At 65.9% G+C, this 21,644-nt stretch carries 21 protein-coding genes and 1 rRNA gene; 16 read left to right on the forward strand and 6 right to left on the reverse strand.

Annotated elements, in window-relative coordinates:
• Positions 1 to 32 precede the first annotated feature (32 nt).
• Both B1A87_RS19420 and B1A87_RS19425 read right to left on the reverse strand, forming a co-directional pair.
• Positions 33 to 584, reverse strand: coding sequence for a TetR/AcrR family transcriptional regulator (locus B1A87_RS19420; RefSeq protein ID WP_078026322.1), 552 nt, complete (start codon positions 582 to 584; stop codon positions 33 to 35).
• On the reverse strand, positions 581 to 2,554 hold the full coding sequence (locus B1A87_RS19425) for an MFS transporter (RefSeq protein WP_078026321.1): 1,974 nt from the start codon (positions 2,552 to 2,554) through the stop codon (positions 581 to 583). The genes B1A87_RS19420 and B1A87_RS19425 overlap by 4 nt, the downstream gene beginning before the upstream one ends.
• A 205-nt stretch (positions 2,555 to 2,759) precedes the next feature.
• Between B1A87_RS19425 and B1A87_RS19430 the strand changes: the two genes are divergently transcribed.
• The 10 genes from B1A87_RS19430 (at position 2,760) to B1A87_RS19475 (ending at position 13,365) form a co-directional block, all read left to right on the forward strand.
• On the forward strand, positions 2,760 to 3,872 hold the full coding sequence (locus tag B1A87_RS19430; RefSeq protein ID WP_078026320.1) for an iron-siderophore ABC transporter substrate-binding protein: 1,113 nt from the start codon (positions 2,760 to 2,762) through the stop codon (positions 3,870 to 3,872).
• A gap of 10 nt (positions 3,873 to 3,882) precedes the next feature.
• On the forward strand, positions 3,883 to 4,986 hold the full coding sequence (locus B1A87_RS19435; RefSeq protein ID WP_144275893.1) for an iron ABC transporter permease: 1,104 nt from the start codon (positions 3,883 to 3,885) through the stop codon (positions 4,984 to 4,986).
• 107 nt (positions 4,987 to 5,093) lie between these two features.
• Positions 5,094 to 6,146 (forward strand): iron ABC transporter permease, encoded by a 1,053-nt coding sequence (locus B1A87_RS19440; RefSeq protein WP_395940280.1) that lies wholly within the window; start codon positions 5,094 to 5,096, stop codon positions 6,144 to 6,146.
• Position 6,147: 1 nt separating this feature from the next.
• Positions 6,148 to 6,975 carry an ABC transporter ATP-binding protein gene (locus B1A87_RS19445; protein ID WP_078026318.1) on the forward strand — a complete coding sequence of 276 codons (828 nt, stop codon included), beginning with the start codon at positions 6,148 to 6,150 and terminating at the stop codon, positions 6,973 to 6,975.
• Positions 6,976 to 7,073: 98 nt separating this feature from the next.
• Positions 7,074 to 8,078 (forward strand): siderophore-interacting protein, encoded by a 1,005-nt coding sequence (locus B1A87_RS19450; protein ID WP_260681079.1) that lies wholly within the window; start codon positions 7,074 to 7,076, stop codon positions 8,076 to 8,078.
• Positions 8,079 to 8,389: 311 nt separating this feature from the next.
• Positions 8,390 to 9,172, forward strand: coding sequence for an SGNH/GDSL hydrolase family protein (locus B1A87_RS19455; protein ID WP_260680973.1), 783 nt, complete (start codon positions 8,390 to 8,392; stop codon positions 9,170 to 9,172).
• 267 nt (positions 9,173 to 9,439) lie between these two features.
• Positions 9,440 to 10,534: an extracellular solute-binding protein gene (locus B1A87_RS19460; RefSeq protein ID WP_078026315.1), complete on the forward strand. Its 1,095-nt coding sequence runs from the start codon at positions 9,440 to 9,442 to the stop codon at positions 10,532 to 10,534.
• A gap of 1 nt (position 10,535) precedes the next feature.
• The gene (locus B1A87_RS19465) at positions 10,536 to 11,420 is read left to right on the forward strand and encodes an ABC transporter permease (RefSeq protein WP_078026314.1); all 885 of its coding nucleotides are present in this window, start codon (positions 10,536 to 10,538) and stop codon (positions 11,418 to 11,420) included.
• A complete protein-coding gene (locus tag B1A87_RS19470; protein ID WP_078026313.1) occupies positions 11,407 to 12,234 on the forward strand; it encodes an ABC transporter permease in 828 nt (275 codons plus the stop codon). The genes B1A87_RS19465 and B1A87_RS19470 overlap by 14 nt, the downstream gene beginning before the upstream one ends.
• A gap of 9 nt (positions 12,235 to 12,243) precedes the next feature.
• Entirely contained in the window at positions 12,244 to 13,365 is a 1,122-nt protein-coding gene (locus B1A87_RS19475; RefSeq protein ID WP_078026312.1) for an ABC transporter ATP-binding protein, read from the forward strand.
• A gap of 90 nt (positions 13,366 to 13,455) precedes the next feature.
• Here B1A87_RS19475 and B1A87_RS19480 read toward each other — a convergent pair whose 3' ends face one another.
• Positions 13,456 to 13,758, reverse strand: a complete 303-nt coding sequence (locus B1A87_RS19480; protein ID WP_078026311.1) for a YciI family protein — start codon at positions 13,756 to 13,758, stop codon at positions 13,456 to 13,458.
• A 94-nt stretch (positions 13,759 to 13,852) separates the two neighbouring features.
• Between B1A87_RS19480 and B1A87_RS19485 the strand changes: the two genes are divergently transcribed.
• Positions 13,853 to 14,332, forward strand: a complete 480-nt coding sequence (locus B1A87_RS19485) for a MarR family winged helix-turn-helix transcriptional regulator (protein WP_078026310.1) — start codon at positions 13,853 to 13,855, stop codon at positions 14,330 to 14,332.
• A 56-nt stretch (positions 14,333 to 14,388) separates the two neighbouring features.
• A complete protein-coding gene (locus tag B1A87_RS19490; protein ID WP_078026309.1) occupies positions 14,389 to 15,150 on the forward strand; it encodes an SGNH/GDSL hydrolase family protein in 762 nt (253 codons plus the stop codon).
• A gap of 70 nt (positions 15,151 to 15,220) precedes the next feature.
• Here the strand turns inward: B1A87_RS19490 and B1A87_RS19495 are convergent, their stop codons facing one another.
• The 3 genes from B1A87_RS19495 to B1A87_RS19505 are packed head-to-tail and all read right to left on the reverse strand — an operon-like array spanning position 15,221 to position 18,091.
• Positions 15,221 to 16,108: an FAD:protein FMN transferase gene (locus tag B1A87_RS19495; protein WP_395940260.1), complete on the reverse strand. Its 888-nt coding sequence runs from the start codon at positions 16,106 to 16,108 to the stop codon at positions 15,221 to 15,223.
• A complete protein-coding gene (locus tag B1A87_RS19500) occupies positions 16,092 to 16,625 on the reverse strand; it encodes an FMN-binding protein (RefSeq protein WP_078026308.1) in 534 nt (177 codons plus the stop codon). The genes B1A87_RS19495 and B1A87_RS19500 overlap by 17 nt, the downstream gene beginning before the upstream one ends.
• On the reverse strand, positions 16,622 to 18,091 hold the full coding sequence (locus B1A87_RS19505) for a ferric reductase-like transmembrane domain-containing protein (protein WP_078026307.1): 1,470 nt from the start codon (positions 18,089 to 18,091) through the stop codon (positions 16,622 to 16,624). The genes B1A87_RS19500 and B1A87_RS19505 overlap by 4 nt, the downstream gene beginning before the upstream one ends.
• A 496-nt stretch (positions 18,092 to 18,587) precedes the next feature.
• Here B1A87_RS19505 and rpmB point away from each other — a divergent pair, with 496 nt between their 5' ends.
• The 4 genes from rpmB (at position 18,588) to B1A87_RS19525 (ending at position 21,494) form a co-directional block, all read left to right on the forward strand.
• Positions 18,588 to 18,824: a 50S ribosomal protein L28 gene (rpmB, locus tag B1A87_RS19510; protein ID WP_050687447.1), complete on the forward strand. Its 237-nt coding sequence runs from the start codon at positions 18,588 to 18,590 to the stop codon at positions 18,822 to 18,824.
• Positions 18,824 to 18,991, forward strand: a complete 168-nt coding sequence (rpmG, locus tag B1A87_RS19515) for a 50S ribosomal protein L33 (RefSeq protein WP_078026306.1) — start codon at positions 18,824 to 18,826, stop codon at positions 18,989 to 18,991. Before rpmB ends, rpmG begins: the two co-directional genes overlap by 1 nt.
• A 4-nt stretch (positions 18,992 to 18,995) precedes the next feature.
• Complete coding sequence (rpsN, locus tag B1A87_RS19520) at positions 18,996 to 19,301, forward strand: 30S ribosomal protein S14 (protein WP_026266887.1); 306 nt, start codon at positions 18,996 to 18,998, stop codon at positions 19,299 to 19,301.
• Between the two features lie 667 nt (positions 19,302 to 19,968).
• A 16S ribosomal RNA gene (locus B1A87_RS19525) occupies positions 19,969 to 21,494 on the forward strand.
• Positions 21,495 to 21,644: the final 150 nt, after the last annotated feature.

Consider the following 21,644-nt stretch of genomic DNA (forward strand, 5'->3'; position numbering starts at 1 on the left):
TTCGGCCGGCTCAACCCGCGCCTTCGGCCAGATCAATCCGCGGTTTCATCCGCGCACGCGTCGATCTGGGCCTGGACGATCGCCCCGTAGTGCGCCACGAGGTCGTCAAAGTCCCAGCCGTCGAACAGGCCGAGGGTCCGTACGGTCTCGCCGAAGCCGGTCATCAGGGCCGTCACCGTGGAGGCGAAACGTCGCTCAGGCGTGGCGTCCCCGATCAGCCGGGCCATGGCTCCCAGGTAGCGTTCGCGCAGTTCTGTCCGCGCCGCGTCGGGATCGGGGGAGTCGTGGACGCTGAACGGAATCATCGCCCACGGTTCCTGCATGCCGCGCTCCCGGCGCATCAGCACGCGGAACACGAGGGCGCTGCCGAGTTCCGACGGCGGGACGTCCAGTTCCGTAAGGAGCGACTCGTCCGGCTGCACGGCGGCGAACAGTTTGTCCTTGGAGATGAAGTGCTTCATGACCAGGGCGGCCGAGACGCCGGCTTCGGCGGCGATGTCGCGGACCGTGACCGCGCGGTAGCCCCGATCTCCGAACAGGCGCCGGGCGGCGCTGAGGATGGCCTCCTGGCTCGGGCCGCTCATGCTCTCACCGGCTCGCCGGCGTTCTGTGGCTCCCGAAGGGGAGCCCTGAGATCCACGGTCACGGAGCGGTTGTCGACGGCAAGCTTCCGCGCCATGGCCTGATGATTCACAGGATGAAGCATAGTCACTATGTAGCGGCCGGCTGCCGGCAGCGGAAGCCTGTAGACGCCGTCGTCGTCAGTCGTTGTGGTGGCCACGTGCTCGCCGCTGGCCTGCAGCAGCGACACCACGGCGCGGGCAACCGGCTCGGCCCCGAGGGTGGCGGTCCCGCTGAGTTCGAGCCGATCGTGCAGCAGGAAGTTCTGCTGGAGGGTGCGGCCGTCGAAGTCGAAGACCTCGGCCATGGGCGCCCAGCCGGCCGCGTTGGCCACCATGAGGTACTTGCCGGCGCCGGGCAGCGCCACCGAATAGTTGCCCTCGGTGTCCACCCGGCTCCAGTCGATGGGCTCGCCGGTGGTCTGGAGGACGGTCACGACGGCGGGAGTCAGCGGGCGGTGGTCGGCGGCCAGGACGCGGCCCTGAACGACGAGCTCGGTAGCCGCGACGGCGGGCACGGCCGGGCGGTGCGCGGCGGCCCGCGGGATGGCGATGGCGGCCAGCACCGAGGCCGCCGAGGCCATCGCCGCCATCCAGAAGACGTCCTGGAACGCCGCGAAGGACGGCGCCCGGACCGGTCCCAGGTTCATGGTCACGGAGGTGAGGACGGCGGCGACGGCGGCGCTCGACGTCGAGGTGCCGATCGAGCGGACCAGGCTGTTCAGCCCGTTGGCGGACGCGGTTTCAGTGATGGGGACGGCGCCCATGATCAGGGTGGGCATGGCCGCGTATGCGATGGCCGTGCCCACGCTCACCACCGTGGAGCCGATGACCACCACGGTGATGGAGTCGTGGAAGAAGACGCGGCCCACGTAGCCGGCAATCATGACGCACGCGCCGGTCATCAGCGCCGTCTTGCCGCCGAACCGCCGGATGATCCCGCCTGACACAGGCGCGAACACCACCATGGCCAGTCCGGACGGCACCATGCACAGGCCGGCAGTGATGACGTTCAGCTGGAACCCGTAGCCGGTGGCTGTGGGGAGCTGGAGCTGCTGGGTGGTCAGGAGCATGTTGGCGAACATCGCGAAGCCGATCAGCAGCGACGCGATGTTGGTCATGAGCACCGGGCGGCGGGCCGAAGTCCGCAGGTCCACCATGGGCTGGCCAACCTTGAGCTCGTACGGCACCCAGGCTGCCAGCAGGACTGCGGCGGCAAGGAACAGCAGGAGCACCGGTTCGGAGTCCCAGCCCCACGAGCCGCCCTTGGAAATGGCCAGCAGCAGGGACCCCAGCGCGGCGGACAGCACCAAGGCGCCCGCATAGTCGAAGCGGCCCGGGGTGCGGACCTTCGATTCCGGGACCACCAGCACCACAGCAAGGAGCAGGAGCGACCCCGCGCCGGCGGCAACCCAGAAGATTGATTCCCAGCCGAGGCCCTCGTACAGCACGCCGGCAAGGGGGAGACCCAGGGCGCTGCCGATGCCCAGGGTGGCGCTCATGAGCGCCACTGCCGAGCCCATCTTCTCCTTGGGCAGTTCATCTCGCATGATGCTGATGCCCACTGGGATCAGGGCCGACGAGAAGCCTTGGAGGGCGCGGCCGATGATGAGCCACAGGAACGTTCCGCCCACGGCAGCCATGATGGAGCCCGCCACCATGATGGCCAGGCACGCCACCATCATCCTGCGCTTGCCGTACATGTCGGCGCTGCGGGACACAATCGGGGTCGCCACGGCGCTGGAGAGCAGCGTGGCCGTCACGAGCCATGACGCGTCGTCCGCCGTGACGTCCAGAATCCGGGGAAAGTCCGGGAGCAGCGGCACCACAAGGGTCTGCATGAGCGCCACCACCGTGCCGCTCAGCGCGAGAACGGCCGTGATGGCGGACGGGGAGAGACGGCGGGATGGTCTCGTGGCAGCGGAATCTGTCATGGGAGGACTTTCGGGGTACGGAGGGGCGCGGAGGCATGGTGAACGCGCGTTTACTCCTTCGAGTGAACCATTGTTCACCCCGGAAAGGCAAAGGGATTTGGGCATGCTTTGCATCACTCGGCAATTACGTGACGCAAACCTTTCGTAATCTATTGAAGGATAGGCTAGCCTTACTTGGGTTTGCTTCAATGACCTAAGGAGTTCCGTGACTTCCCCCCTCTTCCCCGGCCCGAACGCCGGCCTGGGCGCCGCCGGCGCCACCCGCCGGACGCTGCTCAAGACCGCCGGCAAGGCGACCGCAGTCCTGGCCGCCGCGGCGCTCTCGCTGACAGCCTGCTCTACCGGACCAGTCTCTTCGGCCTCCGACGCCGGCTCGACCGCGTCAGCAAGTGCCCAGTTCCCCGTCACCATCAAGCACGTCTTTGGCGAAACCACCATCAAGGCCCAGCCCAAGCGCGTGGTTACGGTCTCCTGGGTCAACGACGACGTTGCCATCGCCCTGGGCGTGGTTCCGGTGGGTGTGCCGAAGAACGAGTGGGGCGGCAACGACAAGGGCTCCACCCCGTGGAAGGACGCCGCGCTGGAGAAGCTCGGCGCCGGCTTCGGCTCGGCGAAGGCGCCGGCCCAGTTCTCCGAGGCGGACGGCATCAACTTCACCGAAATCGCCAAGCTCAACCCGGACGTCATCCTGGGCGCCTACTCGGGGCTCACGGCTGAGGATTACAAGAAACTCAGCGAAATTGCCCCCGTGGTGGCGCACCCGGAGCTGGCGTACGGCACGTCCTGGCAGGATTCCACGAGCATCATTGGCAAGGCCCTGGGCAAGGAAGCCGAGGCCGCGAAGCTGATCTCCGACACCGAAGCCACCATCAAGGACGAGGTCGCCAAGTACCCGCAGATCGAGGGCAAGTCCTACATTTACGGCAACCTCGAGCCCGCCAAGGGTGACGGCGTCAACGTCTACACGGCTAATGACAACCGGCCGAAGTTCCTCACCGCGATCGGCATGAAGCTGGCTCCCGTGGTGGAGGAGAAGTCGAAGGGCTCCAAGGAGTTCTTTGTCCCGTGGTCCGCCGAGAAGGCCAACGAGCTTGATTCGGACATCTTCGTGACCTGGGTTCCCGATTCCAAGACCGCCGAGTCGATCAAGAGCGATCCGCTGCTGAGCCAGATTCCGGCGATCAAGGGCGGCGCCCTGGTGGCTGACTCGGATAACACGCTGACCCTGTCCATTTCCGCTTCCTCGCCGCTGAGCCTGCCGTGGTCACTGGACACGTTCCTGCCGCAGCTGGCCAAGGCCGCCGACGCGGTCCGGTAGGCAGCACTTCATGACAAACGGCACGACGACGGCGGCCGATTCGCGCGAACTGGCAGCTAACGACGCCAAATCCGGGTCCAAAGGGCATTACCTGCCAGTTCGCGCTCCCCCGGGGAGGGCTCGTGGCCCGCAGGCCGCGTGGCTGCTGGCCGCCGTCGTCGTGCTTGCTGCCGCCTGCGCCGCCTCGCTGGCCGTGGGTGCCCGCGGGCTGTCTCCGGACACCGTGTGGCGGGCGCTGACGCACTTCGATCCCGCCGACGGCGACCACGCGGTGGTGCACGCACGCATTCCGCGCACCATCCTCGGGCTGCTCGCTGGCGGTGCGCTGGGCCTCGCCGGGGCAGCCATGCAGGGCGTGGCCCGCAACCCCCTGGCCGATCCCGGCATCATCGGCGTCAACGCGGGCGCCGCGCTGGCCGTGGTCACGGGCATCTACGTCTTCGGCGTCTCCTCGCTGACCGGGTATATCTGGTTCGCGTTCCTGGGCGCTGCGGGCGCCGCCGTCGTGGTTTATCTCATTGCCTCCATGGGCAGGGACGGCGCGACGCCGGTCAAGCTCGCCCTCGCGGGCGCCGCCCTCAGCGCGGGCCTGTACTCATTGATGAACGTCATCCTGGTCTCCAGCCAGGACACCTTGGACCGCTTCCGTTTCTGGCAGGTGGGCGGAATCGCGGGGCGCGACTGGTCCGTGGTGCTGCCCGGCGTGCCGTTCCTCCTGGCCGGCGCACTGATCGTGCTCTCGGCCGGGCGGACCCTCAACGGCCTTGCCCTCGGAGACGACATTGCCCGCGGACTGGGCCAGCGCGTCGGCCTCGCCCGCGGGGTGACAGCGCTGGGCATCGTGCTGCTGTGCGGCTCCGCCACCGCTCTCGCCGGGCCGATCGGGTTCGTGGGGCTGGTTGTCCCGCACGCCGTCCGCGCCCTGACCGGCCCGGACTACCGCTGGATCCTGCCGTTTTCCCTGGTGCTCGCTCCCGCGCTGCTGCTGCTCTCCGATGTGGTGGGCCGCGTTGTGCTGCTTCCCGGCGAGGTGCCGGCGGGCATCATGACCGCCCTCGTAGGTGCTCCCTTTTTCGTCTGGCTGGTCCGCCGCGGCAAGAGGGCAGGCCTGTGAACAAGTCAGACCTCGCCGCCGTCGGGCGCGAACTGGGCGAAAACGCACCCGGCACCGTGCGCGAATCGGCAGATAATGCCCTCAAAACCGCGAACACAGGGCATTATCTGCCGGTTCGCGCTCCGCGGCTGCACAGGCTGCCGGACGCGGTGCTGAACCGGACAGCGGCCCTGGCGCTCGCCGTCGTGCTCCTCTTCGCAGCGGGCGTCCTGCTGGGCAGCTACACGGTGACCATCCCGGACTTCTTCAGGGTCCTCTCCGCCCACCTCACCGGCGGCGAGAAGATCCCGGGCGCCAGCTTCATCGTGATGGAGGCCAAGCTGCCCCGCGCCGTGATCGGCGCCATGATCGGCGTGGCCTTCGGACTCTCCGGCGGGCTGTTCCAGACCATGCTGCGCAATCCGCTGGCCAGCCCGGACGTGGTCGGCATCAGCTACGGGGCCAGCGCCGGCGCTGTCACCGCCATCGTCATTTTCGGCGCCTCCGGGGCCGCTGTTTCCGGGGCGGCGCTGGGCGGCGCGCTAGCGGTGGCCGCGCTGATTTACGGGATCTCCCGCAGCGGCTCCCTCGGCGACGGCAGCGCGGCCGGTAACCGGCTCATCCTGGCGGGCGTCGGCATCGCCGCGGCGCTCCACGCCGTGGTCAACTTCCTTCTGACACGGGCGGATATCCGCACGGCGGCGGATGTCCTCGTCTGGCTCAACGGCTCGCTCAATTCGGCCAGCTGGGACCGCGCCGGCGTGCTCGCCCTGGCGCTGCTGGTCCTCATTCCGGCCGCGGCACTCCTGGCCGGCCCGCTGCGCATCCTCGAACTCGGGGACGACGCCGCCGCAGGGCTGGGAATCCGTGTACGGCGGACCCGGCTGGGTGTGGTGATGACCGCCGTCGCACTTGCCGCGGTGGCGACGGCGGCAGCCGGGCCGGTGGCGTTCGTCGCCTTCCTGGCCGGACCCATCGCGCGCCGCTTCACCGGGAAGGCCAGCCTCCCGGCGTCGGCCTTTGTCGGTGCCTCGATCGTCCTGGCGGCAGACTACTTTGCCGCCAACATCGCCCCGCTGCTGCTGGACGGCACCGTGCTGCCGGTGGGTGTGATCACCGGTGCGCTGGGCGCCCCGTTCCTGCTGTGGCTGCTGGTCACTTCCAACCGAAAGGATGCCTGACATGGCTGTTCTCAAAGCCCGGGACCTCACGCTGCAGTACGATCAACGTCGCGTCGTGGAGAACCTCACCGCCGAGATTCCGGAGGGCCGCGTGACGATGATCGTCGGGGCCAACGCCTGCGGGAAGTCCACGCTGCTGCGCGGGCTGTCGCGGCTGCTCAAGCCGGCCGGCGGCACGGTCACCCTCGACGGCAAGGACATCCATTCCCGCCCCGCGCGCGAGCTGGCACGCACGCTCGGCCTGCTTCCGCAGCACCCCGCCGCACCGGACGGAATTACGGTCCGCGATCTGGTGGGCCGCGGCCGGTACCCGCACCAGGGCTTCTTCCGCGGCTGGTCGGAGAAGGACGACGCCGCGGTGCAGCGCGCGCTGGAGGCCACCGAAACGCTGGACCTCGCCGGGCGGAACGTCGACGAACTCTCAGGCGGGCAGCGCCAGCGCGTGTGGATTGCCATGGCCCTCGCCCAGGAAACGGAGGTGCTGCTGCTCGATGAGCCCACCACGTACCTGGACCTTGCCCACCAGGTGGAAGTGCTGGACCTGGTCACCGACCTGAACCGTCAGCGCGGCACCACGGTGGCGATGGTGCTGCATGACCTGAACCTCGCGGCGCGGTACGCGGACCATGTCATCGCGCTGGAGGGCGGTCGGATCGTCGCCGAGGGCGCTTCGGCCGCCGTGATCACCGAGGACTTGGTGCGCGACGTGTTCGGACTGGAATGCCGGGTGCTGCCGGACCCCGTCTCCGGCACGCCGCTGATCATTCCGCTCGGGAGGCATCACGCAGACCCAAAAGCCCCGACCTCAATCCTGGAGATGGCCTCATGAGCACAGCAAAGAACAGCCCTGCCCGCTCGCGGCTGACAGCCGTCCCCGGAAGCTCCGCCCGGGCAGTCGCCGAGAGGCACCCGGTCTCCACGGAGCCCATGACGCTCGCGTTCGGCGTCACGGTGTCCGCCGTGGAGGAACTGAGCCCTAACTTCCGGCGCGTGACGTTCGGCGGCTACGCGCTCCGCGACTTCGGCGTGCACGGGGACACGCTGGACCTGCGGGTCAAACTGATGATCCCCTCATTGGCGCCGGACGGCAGCAGGCTCCCGCTGCCCAGTTTCCGGATGGAGCAAAGCGGCTGGTTCCAGGAGTGGCTGGCCATGGATCCGGCCACGCGCGGCTCTATGCGCACCTACACTGTCCGGCAGGCTCGGCTCGACGCCGTCTATCCGGAGATCGACGTCGACTTCGTGATGCACTTTGACCCGGACGGAAACGGCGGTCCCGCCGCGAACTGGGCACTCAGCGCCAAACCGGGAGACGCCCTGACGCTGATCGGCCCGAACAACCGCGCGGCGCACTGCGTCACGGCCGAAACTTACTCCGGCATCGAGTGGCGGCCCGGCCTGGCGCAGCGCGTGCTCCTGGCCGGCGACGAGACGGCCGTTCCCGCCATCAGCGCCATCCTGGAAAACTTGCCCGAGTACATGACCGGCCACGTTTTCCTGGAGGTGCCCGAAGCAGGCGACTTCCTTGACCTCCGCACGGCCGCCGACGTCGAAATAACCTGGCTCGCCCGCGGCGCCGCGAGAGGCCGCTCCCGGCCGCACGGGGAGCTCCTCCAGGCCGCGGTCCGCAAGGCCGTCTCCGTCCCGGGCGGGGTGGCCATCAAGGCTGCCGGCCCTGCCGGGCCTGAACCGGACGACGTCGACGTGGACCGGGACATCCTGTGGGAAACGCCGGCCCGCATGGATACGGCCGCGATCAGTGCCACCAAGAATCCGGACAAGCCCGCCGGGGCCATGCCGTTCTATGCGTGGATCGCTGGCGAGGCCGCCGTCATCAAGGACATGCGGCGCTACCTGGTCCGCGACGTCGGGATCGACCGGAAGCAGGTGGCCTTCATGGGGTACTGGCGGCAGGGGAAGGCTGAGCTCTAGGCTTTCTGCGCCGCTGGCGGCGACGCCGCACACTACGGGTGAGGGGCGGCCGTAAGGCGGCCATCCCGCGTGCTCGGTCGCTTGCCCCGCCGTCCCCCTGACCTCGCAAGCTCGGCCAGGGAACCCCGACGGCGGGCCTCTCCCTTAGACGCACGCTTCCGGATGGCCACCTCACGGCCTCTCTTTTTCTGGACGGTCTCGCCGATCCTGTCGCTGGCCGTTAACTCAGCCGTTCCCTGGCGCTCGCTTTGCTTGATTAGGGTGGCCGGGTGGGTGTGTCTCCTTTGCTGCCGGACCGGGGTGGGCGGCGTGTGTTCGTTGCTCTGGGGGATTCCTTTACCGAGGGCGTGGGGGACCGGAGCTCCCGGCTGCCGAACGGGGTGCGCGGATGGGCCGACCGGGTCGCGGAGAAGCTGGCCAAGGCGGAGCCCGGCTGGGAGTACGCCAACCTGGCCATCCGGAGTAAGCGGCTGCGCCACATCGTCGACGAACAGCTCGAACCGGCGCTCGCCATGAAGCCCACGCTCATCACTTTGTACGCTGGCGGAAACGACATCCTGGACTTCGGAACGGACATCAATGTCCTCATGGCCCAGTACGAGGCCCTCGTCGCCAGGTTGGCTGCGACCGGCGCCACGCTGGTTCTGTTCACTGGTTTCGACGTCAAAGTGTCCGCCGTGCTGGAGCCTTTGAAGAAGCGGAACGCCGTGTACAACCAGCGGGTGCGCGACCTTGCGGCCAAATACGGGGCCGTCCTGGTGGACTACTGGTGCTTTGATGCCTTCCACGACCGCCGGATGTGGGACACGGACCGGCTGCACATGTCCAAGGCAGGTCACAAATACCTTGCGGGGCAGGTCCTGGACCACCTCGGCGTGCCGCACAAGATCACCCTCAAGGAGTGGGAGCCGCCGGCCAAGGTGACTCTCCGCGACTGGGAGCGAAGGCAGCGGCGCTGGGTGAACGACTGGGTGGTCCCGCTCTTCGGCAGGAAGCTCCGCGGCGTCACGCTGGGAGACAACCTCAGCCCGCGCTGGCCCAGGCCGGTGAAAGTTCCGCGCAAAGGCGGCCTGAAGAAGCTGATGGACCGGTAGGGCTCCTTCCAATTTGTGGCTTGAATAGTGCCACTGTAAACAACTGTTGACTTGTGTGCAACGTCACAGCTAGTGTTGCGGCACTGACAATCCGTCAATCATCAAGCTTCAAGTCCGCTCAGCGTTGCGGGTACCGTTCGAGGGCGTGAACCGCCGTCGCCGGCAACCCGACGTAACAGCCGGATCCCTGCCCCTGCTCCCTCATCCACGCTCACCTTCTTCCCGCGTGCGCCGAGGGGAGCCACCGCCACGAGAGGCATCACCGCCATGACTGACAGCAATTCCCTCCATTTCGACCGCCGGAAGCTCCTGAAGGCCGCGGCGCTGACGCCGTTCGCCGGCTTGGCCCTGTCCGGCTGTGGCTCAAAGCCCGCCGAAAGTGCGGCAGCCAACAAGACCGTGACGGTCACGTCCTATGGCGGCTCCTACAACGACCAGTTGACGCAGACAATCCTGGATCCCTTCTCCAAGAAGACGGGCATCCAGCCCACGCTGCTGGCCAACACCAGCCTCGCGGCGCTCAAGGCCCAGGTGCAGTCCGGCGACGTGCAGTGGGACCTCGTGGAAATCACGGCACCGGAGTACGAGACGGCCGTCGCCGAGGGCCTGCTGGAAAAGTTCGATTACGACATCATCAGCGACAAGGGCCTCCCCGGCTACGCCAAGGCCGAGTACGGCATCAAGTACCTCAGCTTTCTGTTTGTCATGGCGTGGGACCAGAAGGTCATTCCGGACGCGCAAGCGCCAAAGGACTGGGCCCAGTTCTTTGACCAGGACAAGTACAACACCAAGCGTTCCGTTTACAACCAGCTCTCCGACAGCTCGGTCCTGGAAGCCGCGCTGCTGGCAGACGGGGTCCCGTTCGACAAGATCTACCCCCTCGACGTGGACCGCGCCCTTCGCGTCCTTGGACACCACCCGGGCAAGGACCGGTTGCTTTACCACGCCGCAAACCAGGAGCCGATCCAGCAGCTCACGTCCGGCGAGGTCTCGCTCTCGACAAGCTTCAACAACCGGATCAACGCCGCCCGCACTGACGGCGCCAAGCTGAACTTCTCGCCTGAAAACGCGGTCCTGGCCGGAGACTACTTTGTGGTGCCAAAGGGGGCCAAGAACAAGGAAGCGGCATTCAAGCTCATGAACTTCATGTCCAACGACGCCGAGGCCGGTGCCGCGTTCGACAAGGTCACCAACCTGACACTGGCCAACACGCCGGCTCTGTCCAAGCTGCCGAAGGAAATCGCGGACACGCTGCCGACGAGCCCGCGGCTGGCCGACAAGATCCTGGTGCGGGACGACAAGTGGTGGTCTGAGAACCTGAAGAAGACCGAGCAGCAGTTCAAGCTGTGGCAGGCAAGCTGATATGACGGCTGCAACTCTCACAGTCCGGCCGCAGGGCCGCCGAGCGCCGGGGGAGGGGAATCCGAGGGTCCGGCGCCGGCTCAGTGGCTGGTGGCTGCTGCTGGCACCGATCATGGTCTTCGACGTGATCCTGTTCCTGACGCCGCTCGGGAAACTCGTGGCCTCCAGCTTCGCCGACAACGCGTACCAGCGGGTGCTCGAGGACCCGCTGGTGCTGCGCTCGCTCGTCAACACCCTGACGATCAGCCTCGCCAGCACGATCGTGACGGTGGTGCTCGGCTACATCATCGCCATGGTCCTGTGGCGTGCCGGGAACGTCGCCCGGGTGATCCTGTTCGCCGTCGTACTCCTGCCCTTCTGGACCGGCATCCTGGTGAAGAACTTCGCCTGGGCGGTGCTGCTCCAGGACAACGGCATCGTCAACGCCTTCCTGCAGGGAATCGGTCTGACCGATGCGCCGATCGAGCTGCTGCACAACCGGTTCGCCGTGATCGTCGGCATGGTGCACTGTCTCCTGCCATACGCGGTGTTCCCGATCTTCTCCTCCCTGACGTCCATCGATGACCGGCTTGGCCTGGCGGCCCGCTCGCTGGGGGCGCCGGAAGGATCGGTCTTCCGGAGGATCACGCTGCCGCTGAGCATGCCCGGCATCTCGGCGGCGGGGCTGCTGGTCTTCATCATCAGCACCGGCTTCTTCATCACTCCCGTGGTGATGGGCGGACCCGGCGACATGATGATCGCCAACCAGATCGACTACTACGCGCGCCAGCTCACGGACTTCTCCGGCGCCGCGGCACTGGCCGTGGTCCTCACGGTGATGGTGAGCATCATGGTGGCCGTGTATCAGCGTGTGCTCAAGGCAGGAGGCCAACATGAAGACCACTAATCCGCAGCACCGGGTGCTGGCGCTGCTTTCCGTTCCCGTGTTTCTGTTCCTGGTCATTCCGACGGCGATCGTGGTGCCGGTGGCGCTGAACGACAGCCGCTACATCACCTTTCCGCCGGAAGGATTCTCCCTCGCAGCCGTAGCCGGCTTCTTCGGGGACAAAGCATGGACGTCGGCACTGACGGCCAGCCTGCAATCGGCGGGTATCGCCGTCGTCATCGGTGTGCTCTTGGGCTCCACGGCCGCGATCGGCCTGCACGGGCGGAAATTCCCCGGCCGCTCAGCCGTGATGGGGCTGATCCTCGCGCCGATGATCGTGCCAACGGTGGTGCTGGCCCTGGCGTTTTACCAGTTCTTCATCTCGATCGGGATGGTGGGCAGCATCCTCCCCATCGGCCTGGCGCACGCCGTGATCGCCACCCCGTACGTCTACCTCACTACCCGGGCGGCCCTCGCAGGCCTTAACCCGGCACTCGTGAGGTCGGCGCAAAGCCTTGGTGCCGGCCCGTTGTCAGTACTGCGGCACGTGTACCTCCCGATCATCCTGCCGGGCCTGATCTCGGGCGCCCTGTTTGCGTTCTCGGTCTCCATCGACGAGACCGTGATGTCGCTGTTCATGCAGTCCCCGGGCGCCACCACGCTGCCCGTCAAGATGTTCACGGACATCCAGTTCAACCTGACCCCGAAGATCGCCGTTTCCTCCGCGCTTCTGGTCAGCGTCGCCACCATCGGGCTCCTTCTGCAGGTCATGTTTGTCCTCAGGCGCCGGTCCACCGCACGGATGCTGCCGCTCGCAGTCTCCGCCCAATCGTAAGGAATGCCGATGACCACATCAGTGATCTCCGCAGAATCAATGTCAGGCACCCGGACCGCTTCGCGGGGCGCCATTGAACTCCGCAGCGTCAGCAAGAACTACGGCGACGTCGTGGCCGTGGACCGGCTGGACCTCGTTGTCCAGCCCGGCGAGTTCGTCACCCTGCTCGGGCCCAGCGGGTCCGGCAAAACCACCACCATGATGATGGTTGCCGGCTTCGAGGAGCACAGCGCAGGCTCGGTCCTGATCGACGGCCAGCCGGTGGACACGCTGCCGCCCCGGGAACGCAACCTGGGCGTGGTGTTCCAGAACTACGCACTGTTCCCGCACATGAGCGCACTCGAAAACGTCGAATTTGCACTCCGCATGCGGAAAATCCCCAAGAACGAACGACGCAAACGGGCCGAAGAAGCCCTCGACCGTGTGGGCCTTGGCAAGATGGGAAGCCGCAAGCCCCGCCAGCTCTCCGGCGGGCAGCAGCAGCGCGTCGCGCTGGCCCGCGCGCTGGTCTTCAACCCGGCCGCGCTGCTCCTGGACGAGCCCATGGCCGCACTGGACAAACGGCTCCGGGAACAGATGCAGGAGGAAATCAAGACCCTGCAAAAGAGCCTCGGCATCTCCGTGCTCTTCGTCACCCACGACCAGGACGAGGCCATGGCCATGTCCGACAGGATCGTGGTGATGAAGGACGGGAAGATCGTCCAGTCCGGCCCGCCGGAGGAGGTCTACAACCACCCGCTGACGGACTGGGTGGCCAGCTTCCTCGGCGATACCAACCTCATTCCCTGCACCGTGCTGGAACGCAACGGCACCGAGGCCTTAGTGGACCTCGGCGGGCTGGGCACGGCACGCGTGGCAGACCGCGGAGTCCAGGGCGAAAACTACGCCGTCTCCATCCGGCCGGAGCACCTCAAATTCCGTTCGGCGGGTGAGGGCGGCAACGGCGGCGCGGCAACGCTGGTGTCCTCCACCAACCTGGGAGCCACCGTCCGCCACCGCCTGACCGCAGGCGGCCAGGAGCTCCAGCTGCGCGAACTCAGCCCTGATTCCGCCGGCAGGCCCGCACCCGGCGGCCAGGTATTCGTGGGATGGGACTCCGGACGGGCCCAGCTCCTGGTCCTGGAGTCCTAAGGCGCCCCACCCGGGCCGAACTGGCCCGGTTTTGACCCGCATTCCGCCTGTTGAAGCCCCGGACAGCGCGTCCGGGGCCTCAAAAGTGGGCTAGTTCTGCAGCCCGGGCTCGTCCAGCAGGTTCTCAAAGCCCGGAGCCACCCGGTTCGCGGCGAATTCGATGACCTCGAACTCTGCAACGCCGTTGATGTAGAACGGGTCCTTGGCCAGGGATGCGTCGAGGGTCTCCCGGTCCGTCTTGGAGAGCAGCAGGCCGCCGGTGCGCGGAACCTTCCGGCCGGCGGCCAGGAACACGCCGTCGTCGAAGGCATCCTTCAGCCAGGCCACGTGGGCATCCAGGTGGTAGTCCACGATGTCTTGGGCAACCTTGTAGGTGAGGGAAACTACGTACATGCCCGCCAGCCTACCCTCAGGGCCATCAGGGCAGCCCGCAAACACCGGCGCTCCACCTTGAACTGTCAAGCTTTTTTTCTCCTAGGATGGGGTAATGACGGAACCGCGCTGGCTCAATGCCGATGAACGCCGGGCCTGGCTTGCCCAGCTCAGCATCAACACCATGCTGCCGGCAGCTTTGGACACCCAGCTTCACGCCGCCGGCAAGGTCTCGCTGTTCGACTACAACGTGCTTGCCATGCTCTCCGAGGCGGAGGGCCGCTTCCTGCCGATGAGCGAACTCGCGGCGCGGACCAGCGCCTCCCTCTCCCGTCTCTCTCACGTTGTCACCAAGCTCCAGAACCGGGGCTGGGTGGAGCGCAGGCCCCATCCGGGGGACGCCCGCGTCACCACCGCGCACCTGACCGAGGAAGGCATGACCACGATCGTGGCGCTCGCCCCCGGCCACGTGGAATCCGTGCGTTCGCTGTTCCTCGATGCCCTGAGCGAGCGTGACGTGGCGGACCTGGCCCGCATCGGCGAGAAGATCGTGGCGCGGCTGGACAGCAACCACTGGATCCTCCGCGAGCAGTAAGCTCAGCTCTGCCAGCCGTCTTGGTTGCTCCCGGCAACGGATGGCAGACTTGCCCTATGGATTTCACGGCTCGGTATGTCGCTCTAGGAGACTCGTTCACGGAAGGCGTGGGTGACGACGACCCCACCCTGCCCAACGGAGTCCGGGGCTGGGCCGACCGCGTTGCCGAGCAGCTCGGATCAGCCGACCCCGGCTTCGGGTACGCGAACCTCGCCATCCGCGGCAAGAAGCTCCGCCAGATCATGGCTGAGCAGGTGGACGCGGCCGTCGAGCTCAAACCCACGCTGGTGAGCATCTATGCCGGGGCGAACGACATCCTCCGTCCGAAGGTCGACATCGACAACCTGCTGGTGGACTACGACGCCGCCATCGCCAAACTGACCGCCACCGGCGCCAAGGTGGTCATGTTCACCGGCTTCGACTCCCGGGGGTCGAAGGTTTTCAGCACGACGCGCGGCCGCACCGCCATCTACAACGAACTGGTCCGCGGTATCGCCGGAGACCACGGGGCATTGCTCGTGGACTACTGGCGCTTCAGCGAGTATTACGACTGGGGCATGTGGGCGAAGGACCGGATGCACATGTCCGCCGCGGGCCACGCGAATATGGCCAAGCGCTTCCTGACTGTCCTTGAGCACGACCACTCCATCGAGGTTCCGCCGATGACTCCGGTGCCGGAGCTCGGCAAGGTGGAAGCGATCCGGGCCAACGCCCGCTGGGTGCGGGAGTTCGCCGCCCCGTGGGTAGTGCGGCGCGTCACCGGCAAATCATCCGGCGACAACCTCCAGCCGAGGTACAGCCAGCTCACCCGGCTCTAACGCTCCTCCGCCGGTCCAGCTTGCCCTCTGCCGGTTCAGCGTGCCCTCCGCTGGTCGAGCCTGTCGAGACCTACCGCCGGAATCCGGGCGTCGCGAGGAGGTCCCCGTCCCTGCGGACAGCCAGCACCTCCACGTCCCACAGTGCGGTTGCGCGGTGGAGCATCGGGACGCCGCCGGCCACGATCGCCGTTGCCAGCACGTCGGCTGTGACCACGTCCGCGGCGGCCACGGAAACCTGCCGGAACTCCGAGGCGCCTGCGGCAAGACTCCAGATATGGTCACCGCGTTCCGCTGAACCGGACGTCGCCAGCGCCGCCTTGCCGCCGCCGGACGCCAAACCGCCGGACGCCAAACCGCCGGACGCCAAACCGCCGGACGCCAAACCGTCCGGAGCAGACCGCTCCGACACAGCCCCGCCCAGCGGAAAGCCAGCCAGCAGGGTCCGCCGGTCGGCCGGATCGACGATGCCTGCCCGCCAGGGTTCGCCGCTGCCGGGAGCAGGTGAGCCGCTGACCAGCACATCCCCTCCGGCGTTGACGCACCAATCGTCCAGCCCCAGGGCGCGCAGTGAGGTGCCGGCTTCCCTGATCGCATGCCCCTTGATGAGCCCGGAGAGATCCAAGGCTCCGTCCGGGCGTTCCGGCGTGAAGGCGCCCTGGGTCAGGAGCCGCCACCCGGCGGCCTCCTCATACCGCGCCCTCATCCCTGCCGAGGCGTCGCGCAGCACTAGCTCGCCCCGCGCCATCCTGCTGGCCTCCGAATCGGGCCGGTACAGGCTGAACGTCGCGTCCAGTTCGGTGAAAAGGCGTTCGACGACGGCGGTGGCCGCTTCCAGCTCATCCTCCGCCGCCTGGGGTGCCCTATGGGTATCGGCGGGGACGGTCAGGCTGATGACCGTGCCCATGCAGGTGAAGGTGCGGGCCCGCAGACGGTATCTGTTGTCAGAGGTTTGCTGCATCGAGGGCCGCCTGGAGCGAGGTGAGGTAGGCGTCGCTGGTCACGGTGGCGCCGCCCACCGTCTGCACGTTGGCCGACTGGGCCTGGAGCACCTCGCTGCGCAGGATCGGGGCGGCGTAGTTGCTGATCTGCACGGACCTTCCCTCGTGATCCGTGAGTTTCAGGGCGGTGACGTCAGTGATGGCGCCGGCCTTGACCGTAATCTGCACCTGGACCGTACCGAAGCGGGTCTGGACGACGTCGCCGTCGTACGTTCCGCCGGCTTTGGCCGCCGCCCCCGCAGAGCCCGCCGCGCCCGCCGCGCCTGTGGTCCCGGAAGAGCCGGTCCCCGAGGAGCTGGTTCCGGAAGAACCTGAGGCGCCGGACGTGTCCGGCCCGGACGAGGATTCCTCGGCGTTGCCTGTGGACGCGGCGGCCACCACGCTGCGGGTATCCGCCACGTGGACGCCTGATTGCCAGCCGGCCAGGAGGATTCCGGCGGAAGCCAAGGCGGCTGAAACTGCTGCTCTGATTCTCACCAGTCAAACCTTTCGTAATGAAGCTGATCTTCGCGGACGCCCGCCGAACGGGCGGCGCTGAGGACATTCGTTGCCCATCCTGCGGGGCCGCAGACATAGACGTCGGCATCGGCGATGTCCGGGGCGTAGTCGGTCAGGGCGTAGCCGGCCCGATGCCCGGCCACCGGAAGCCAGCTGTCTGGAGCGCCCGGATCCCGGGCGCCTGTGAGGTGAAACAGGGTGGCGCCGCGGCGCCGGCACAGCTCAAGGATTTCGCCGCTGAGGTAGAGCTCGTGGTCGCTGTGTCCGCGGAGCAGGACGGTGGCCTGGCCGGGGGCAAACGGAGTGCGTTCCAGAAGGGCCCGCAGCGGCGTGATGCCGATGCCGGCGCCGATCATGACGACCCGGTCCCTGCTGCGGGCAGCGGAACTGAAGAGTCCGTAGGGGCCTTCGACCGCCACCTTGGTCCCTGGCCTTAGCGCTGCCAGCTGCGCGGTGCCCCTGCCAAGATTCCGCACTGTGATCCGCAGCAGTCCGCGCCCGTCGTTCCCCGGCGTCATCGGCTCGGCCGAGAGGCTGAAGGGATGCGGATGCCACCAGAGGCCGGGGGCCAGGAACCGCCAAATGAAGAACCTGCCGCCGTTGCCCTCCAGTGCCTTCAAGTGCAGTCCGCTCATCTCAATACTGATCACACCCGGGGCTTCGGCCGTCACGCGTTCAACCGTCAGCTGGTGCCGGAAGGTGGCGAGCACCGGCTGCATCACCCGGTAGTAGAGCAGGGCGGCGCCGGTCGCCGCGCAGATGGCAATCCAGTACCAGCGCTGCCATGTCCCCTCCGCGAAGAGTCCGCCCACGCTGAACTGGTGCGGCAGTGCCGTCAGCACGGCCGCGTAGGTGAGCAGGTGCACGACGTACCAGAATTCGTACGGGAAGCGGCGGCGTACTGCCACCAGCGACGTCACCACCACGGCGATGAAGAGCGCCAGGGAGACGAAGGCAAGCCACATGTCCGGCACCAGCACCCAGAGGGCCACTGCCTCGCTGACCGGGTCCAAGCCCTCCGCCATGCCGTAGCCAACAGCTATCAGGATGCCGTGCGCCAGCAGCAGGTACAGGGACGGTTTCCCCAGCTTCCGGTGGAACTCCAGGGCTCGGTCGTGCCCCACCGCGCCATCGATCAGCGGAATCCGGGCGGCCAGCAGGAGCATGAGCAGAACCAGGTCCATGCCGGCCAGCCCGGCAACGATGCCCAGGGCGGTGACGCCGGAGGCTACCGTCGAGACCGCCGCCATGCCGCCGTCGGCCAGCCACAACGAAACGGAGGCAGCCAGTGAGCCCCACGCCGCCACCGTCAGTGCATCGGCGCGGAGGAGGCGGCGCCGGTGCAGGGCCGCAAAGCGGGGCCAGGCCCCCTTGCCGGCGGGCAGTCCGCTGCCGGGGTTTCGCGGATCATCGGTCCCAAGACGGGGAGAGAGCTGTGTGTTCATGACTCAAGATTCCGCCTTGAGGCTTTCATTTTGCTGTGAAAACCCTTCTCCCCGGGTGTGACTTCGCTGCAGGCAGTCCCGACGCCCATGAGGCCGTGCACCGGCCGCCTCGCATACACCCGCTGACGCGTGATTGGCCTTTAATTGGCGCGTCTCGTAGACTTGGTGGGCGCTAGGTGGCGCGGAGCGTGTGCAATTGCTCCGGTTGACGGTGGCTGTTGTCAGTAATGGCAGCTCCGGCGGCCGGTAGTTAGGGGCTCAAGTTGCGTGCATTCCAGTATTTCGCCCAGCATCCCGGCACTTCGCGGTGGCTTCCACTGCCCGGTGCCCGTGGCTCATCGTATTCGCCGCAGCAAGGAATTCCACGGCTTTTCGCCGTCGATTTCAGGCCTGCGGAATTATCGGAAACGCATGTGGCTGGATGCGGACGCCGCCTGCCGCACGGTGACGCAGAACTCTGCCAGCCGTTTCAATTATTTTTCAGAGGAGAGTCGTCATGGCAGCACACTGCCAGGTGACCGGAGCCGAGCCGGGCTTTGGACACAGCATTTCGCACTCGCACCGCCGCAACAAGCGCCGGTTCGACCCGAACATTCAGAAGAAGCGCTACTGGGTTCCGTCCCTGCGCCGCAATGTCACCCTGCAGGTCTCTGCAAAGGGCATTAAGACCATCGACGTACGCGGCATCGACGTAGTCGTCGCCGCCATCCTGGCACGAGGGGTGAAGCTCTAGTGGCTAAGGACAAGGACGTACGTCCGATCATCAAGCTCAAGTCGACCGCGGGCACGGGTTACACCTACGTAACGCGTAAGAACCGTCGTAACGATCCGGACCGCATGGTCCTGAAGAAGTACGACCCCAAGATCCGCAAGCACGTCGAATTCCGAGAGGAGCGCTAAACACATGGCTAAGAAGTCAATGATCGCTAAGAACGAACAGCGTAAAGTCATCGTCGAGCGTTATGCTGCAAAGCGCCTCGAACTGAAGAAGGCTCTGGTTGACCCCAACTCGACCGACGAAGTTCGCGAAGCTGCACGCCTCGGCCTGCAGAAGCTGCCCCGCAACGCCTCACCGGTACGTCTGCGTAACCGCGACATCATCGATGGCCGTCCCCGCGGCACCTTCCAGAAGTTCGGTATCTCCCGTGTTCGCTTCCGCGACATGGCTCACCGCGGTGAGCTCCCGGGCATCACGAAGTCTTCCTGGTAATTCAGCACTGCTGATTCCAGCTGCTTGAGAAGGGCCGGCAACCGTATGGTTGCCGGCCCTTCTTTGCGTTAACGCCGCGTCGGCGCCGCGCCGGTCTGTGGGTGACGCACCACACAAAGCGGAATTACGACGCCGGCACCCGGCTTTTCGCCCGGACCGCACCATTTTTCCGCGGAATCACGCGGATCCCGGCCCCGCGGGAGGCGTGTTTGGGTGGGTTTGCGGTGGGGGTGGGGTGGGTGTATTGTTTTCTAAGTCGCCGCGAGGGGGCCAGCGAGGAGCTGGTGTCCGGAGGCGGCCAAATCCCCTTCTTGAACAGCCTGTGAATGGTTCGCTTGTTTGGCGTGCCGGGAGCGGGTGGGGCTGGTTTTGTTTGTTGGTGTGGGTCCTGGAACATGGATTTGCGTCGGGGGCTGAAACCGGGTAAGTTTGAAAAGTTGCTCCGGAGCGATCCACGGCTGTTTGGTTGTGGTGGTGCCGGGTGTGTCTGTTGTTTGAGAACTCAATAGTGTGCCAAGTTTGTTGATACCGGTTTATTTTATATGAATTGGTTGAATTTGCCGGGCCCGCCACCCCGTGGTGTGGTCTGGTTTTGACAGCTGGTTTCAAATTTTGTGCAGGGTGCGTGTCCCGTTTTCCCGGGGGCGCATGTTGTGTCTGTTTTACTTCAACGGAGAGTTTGATCCTGGCTCAGGATGAACGCTGGCGGCGTGCTTAACACATGCAAGTCGAACGATGACCCGGTGCTTGCACCGGTGATTAGTGGCGAACGGGTGAGTAACACGTGAGTAACCTGCCCTTTAACTCTGGGATAAGCCTGGGAAACTGGGTCTAATACCGGATATGACTCCTCATCGCATGGTGGGGGGTGGAAAGCTTTATTGTGGTTTTGGATGGACTCGCGGCCTATCAGCTTGTTGGTGAGGTAATGGCTCACCAAGGCGACGACGGGTAGCCGGCCTGAGAGGGTGACCGGCCACACTGGGACTGAGACACGGCCCAGACTCCTACGGGAGGCAGCAGTGGGGAATATTGCACAATGGGCGCAAGCCTGATGCAGCGACGCCGCGTGAGGGATGACGGCCTTCGGGTTGTAAACCTCTTTCAGTAGGGAAGAAGCGAAAGTGACGGTACCTGCAGAAGAAGCGCCGGCTAACTACGTGCCAGCAGCCGCGGTAATACGTAGGGCGCAAGCGTTATCCGGAATTATTGGGCGTAAAGAGCTCGTAGGCGGTTTGTCGCGTCTGCCGTGAAAGTCCGGGGCTCAACTCCGGATCTGCGGTGGGTACGGGCAGACTAGAGTGATGTAGGGGAGACTGGAATTCCTGGTGTAGCGGTGAAATGCGCAGATATCAGGAGGAACACCGATGGCGAAGGCAGGTCTCTGGGCATTAACTGACGCTGAGGAGCGAAAGCATGGGGAGCGAACAGGATTAGATACCCTGGTAGTCCATGCCGTAAACGTTGGGCACTAGGTGTGGGGGACATTCCACGTTTTCCGCGCCGTAGCTAACGCATTAAGTGCCCCGCCTGGGGAGTACGGCCGCAAGGCTAAAACTCAAAGGAATTGACGGGGGCCCGCACAAGCGGCGGAGCATGCGGATTAATTCGATGCAACGCGAAGAACCTTACCAAGGCTTGACATGGACCGGACCGCCGCAGAAATGTGGTTTCCCTTTGGGGCCGGTTCACAGGTGGTGCATGGTTGTCGTCAGCTCGTGTCGTGAGATGTTGGTTAAGTCCCGCAACGAGCGCAACCCTCGTTCCATGTTGCCAGCGCGTAATGGCGGGGACTCATGGGAGACTGCCGGGGTCAACTCGGAGGAAGGTGGGGACGACGTCAAATCATCATGCCCCTTATGTCTTGGGCTTCACGCATGCTACAATGGCCGGTACAAAGGGTTGCGATACTGTGAGGTGGAGCTAATCCCAAAAAGCCGGTCTCAGTTCGGATTGGGGTCTGCAACTCGACCCCATGAAGTCGGAGTCGCTAGTAATCGCAGATCAGCAACGCTGCGGTGAATACGTTCCCGGGCCTTGTACACACCGCCCGTCAAGTCACGAAAGTTGGTAACACCCGAAGCCGGTGGCCTAACCCCTTGTGGGAGGGAGCCGTCGAAGGTGGGACTGGCGATTGGGACTAAGTCGTAACAAGGTAGCCGTACCGGAAGGTGCGGCTGGATCACCTCCTTTCTAAGGAGCACCTACAGTCGCCTTGCCTCATGTATGTGAGTGTGGAGGGGTTGTCAGGAGTAAAGCCCGTTGCGCAGGCGATTGTTCTGCGGCGGGTGCTCATGGGTGGAATATCAACGGATAGCGGCCGCAGGTTCTTTTCCTTGCCCA

Source organism: Arthrobacter sp. KBS0703, assembly GCF_002008315.2.
In the GTDB taxonomy this organism is placed as follows: domain Bacteria; phylum Actinomycetota; class Actinomycetes; order Actinomycetales; family Micrococcaceae; genus Arthrobacter.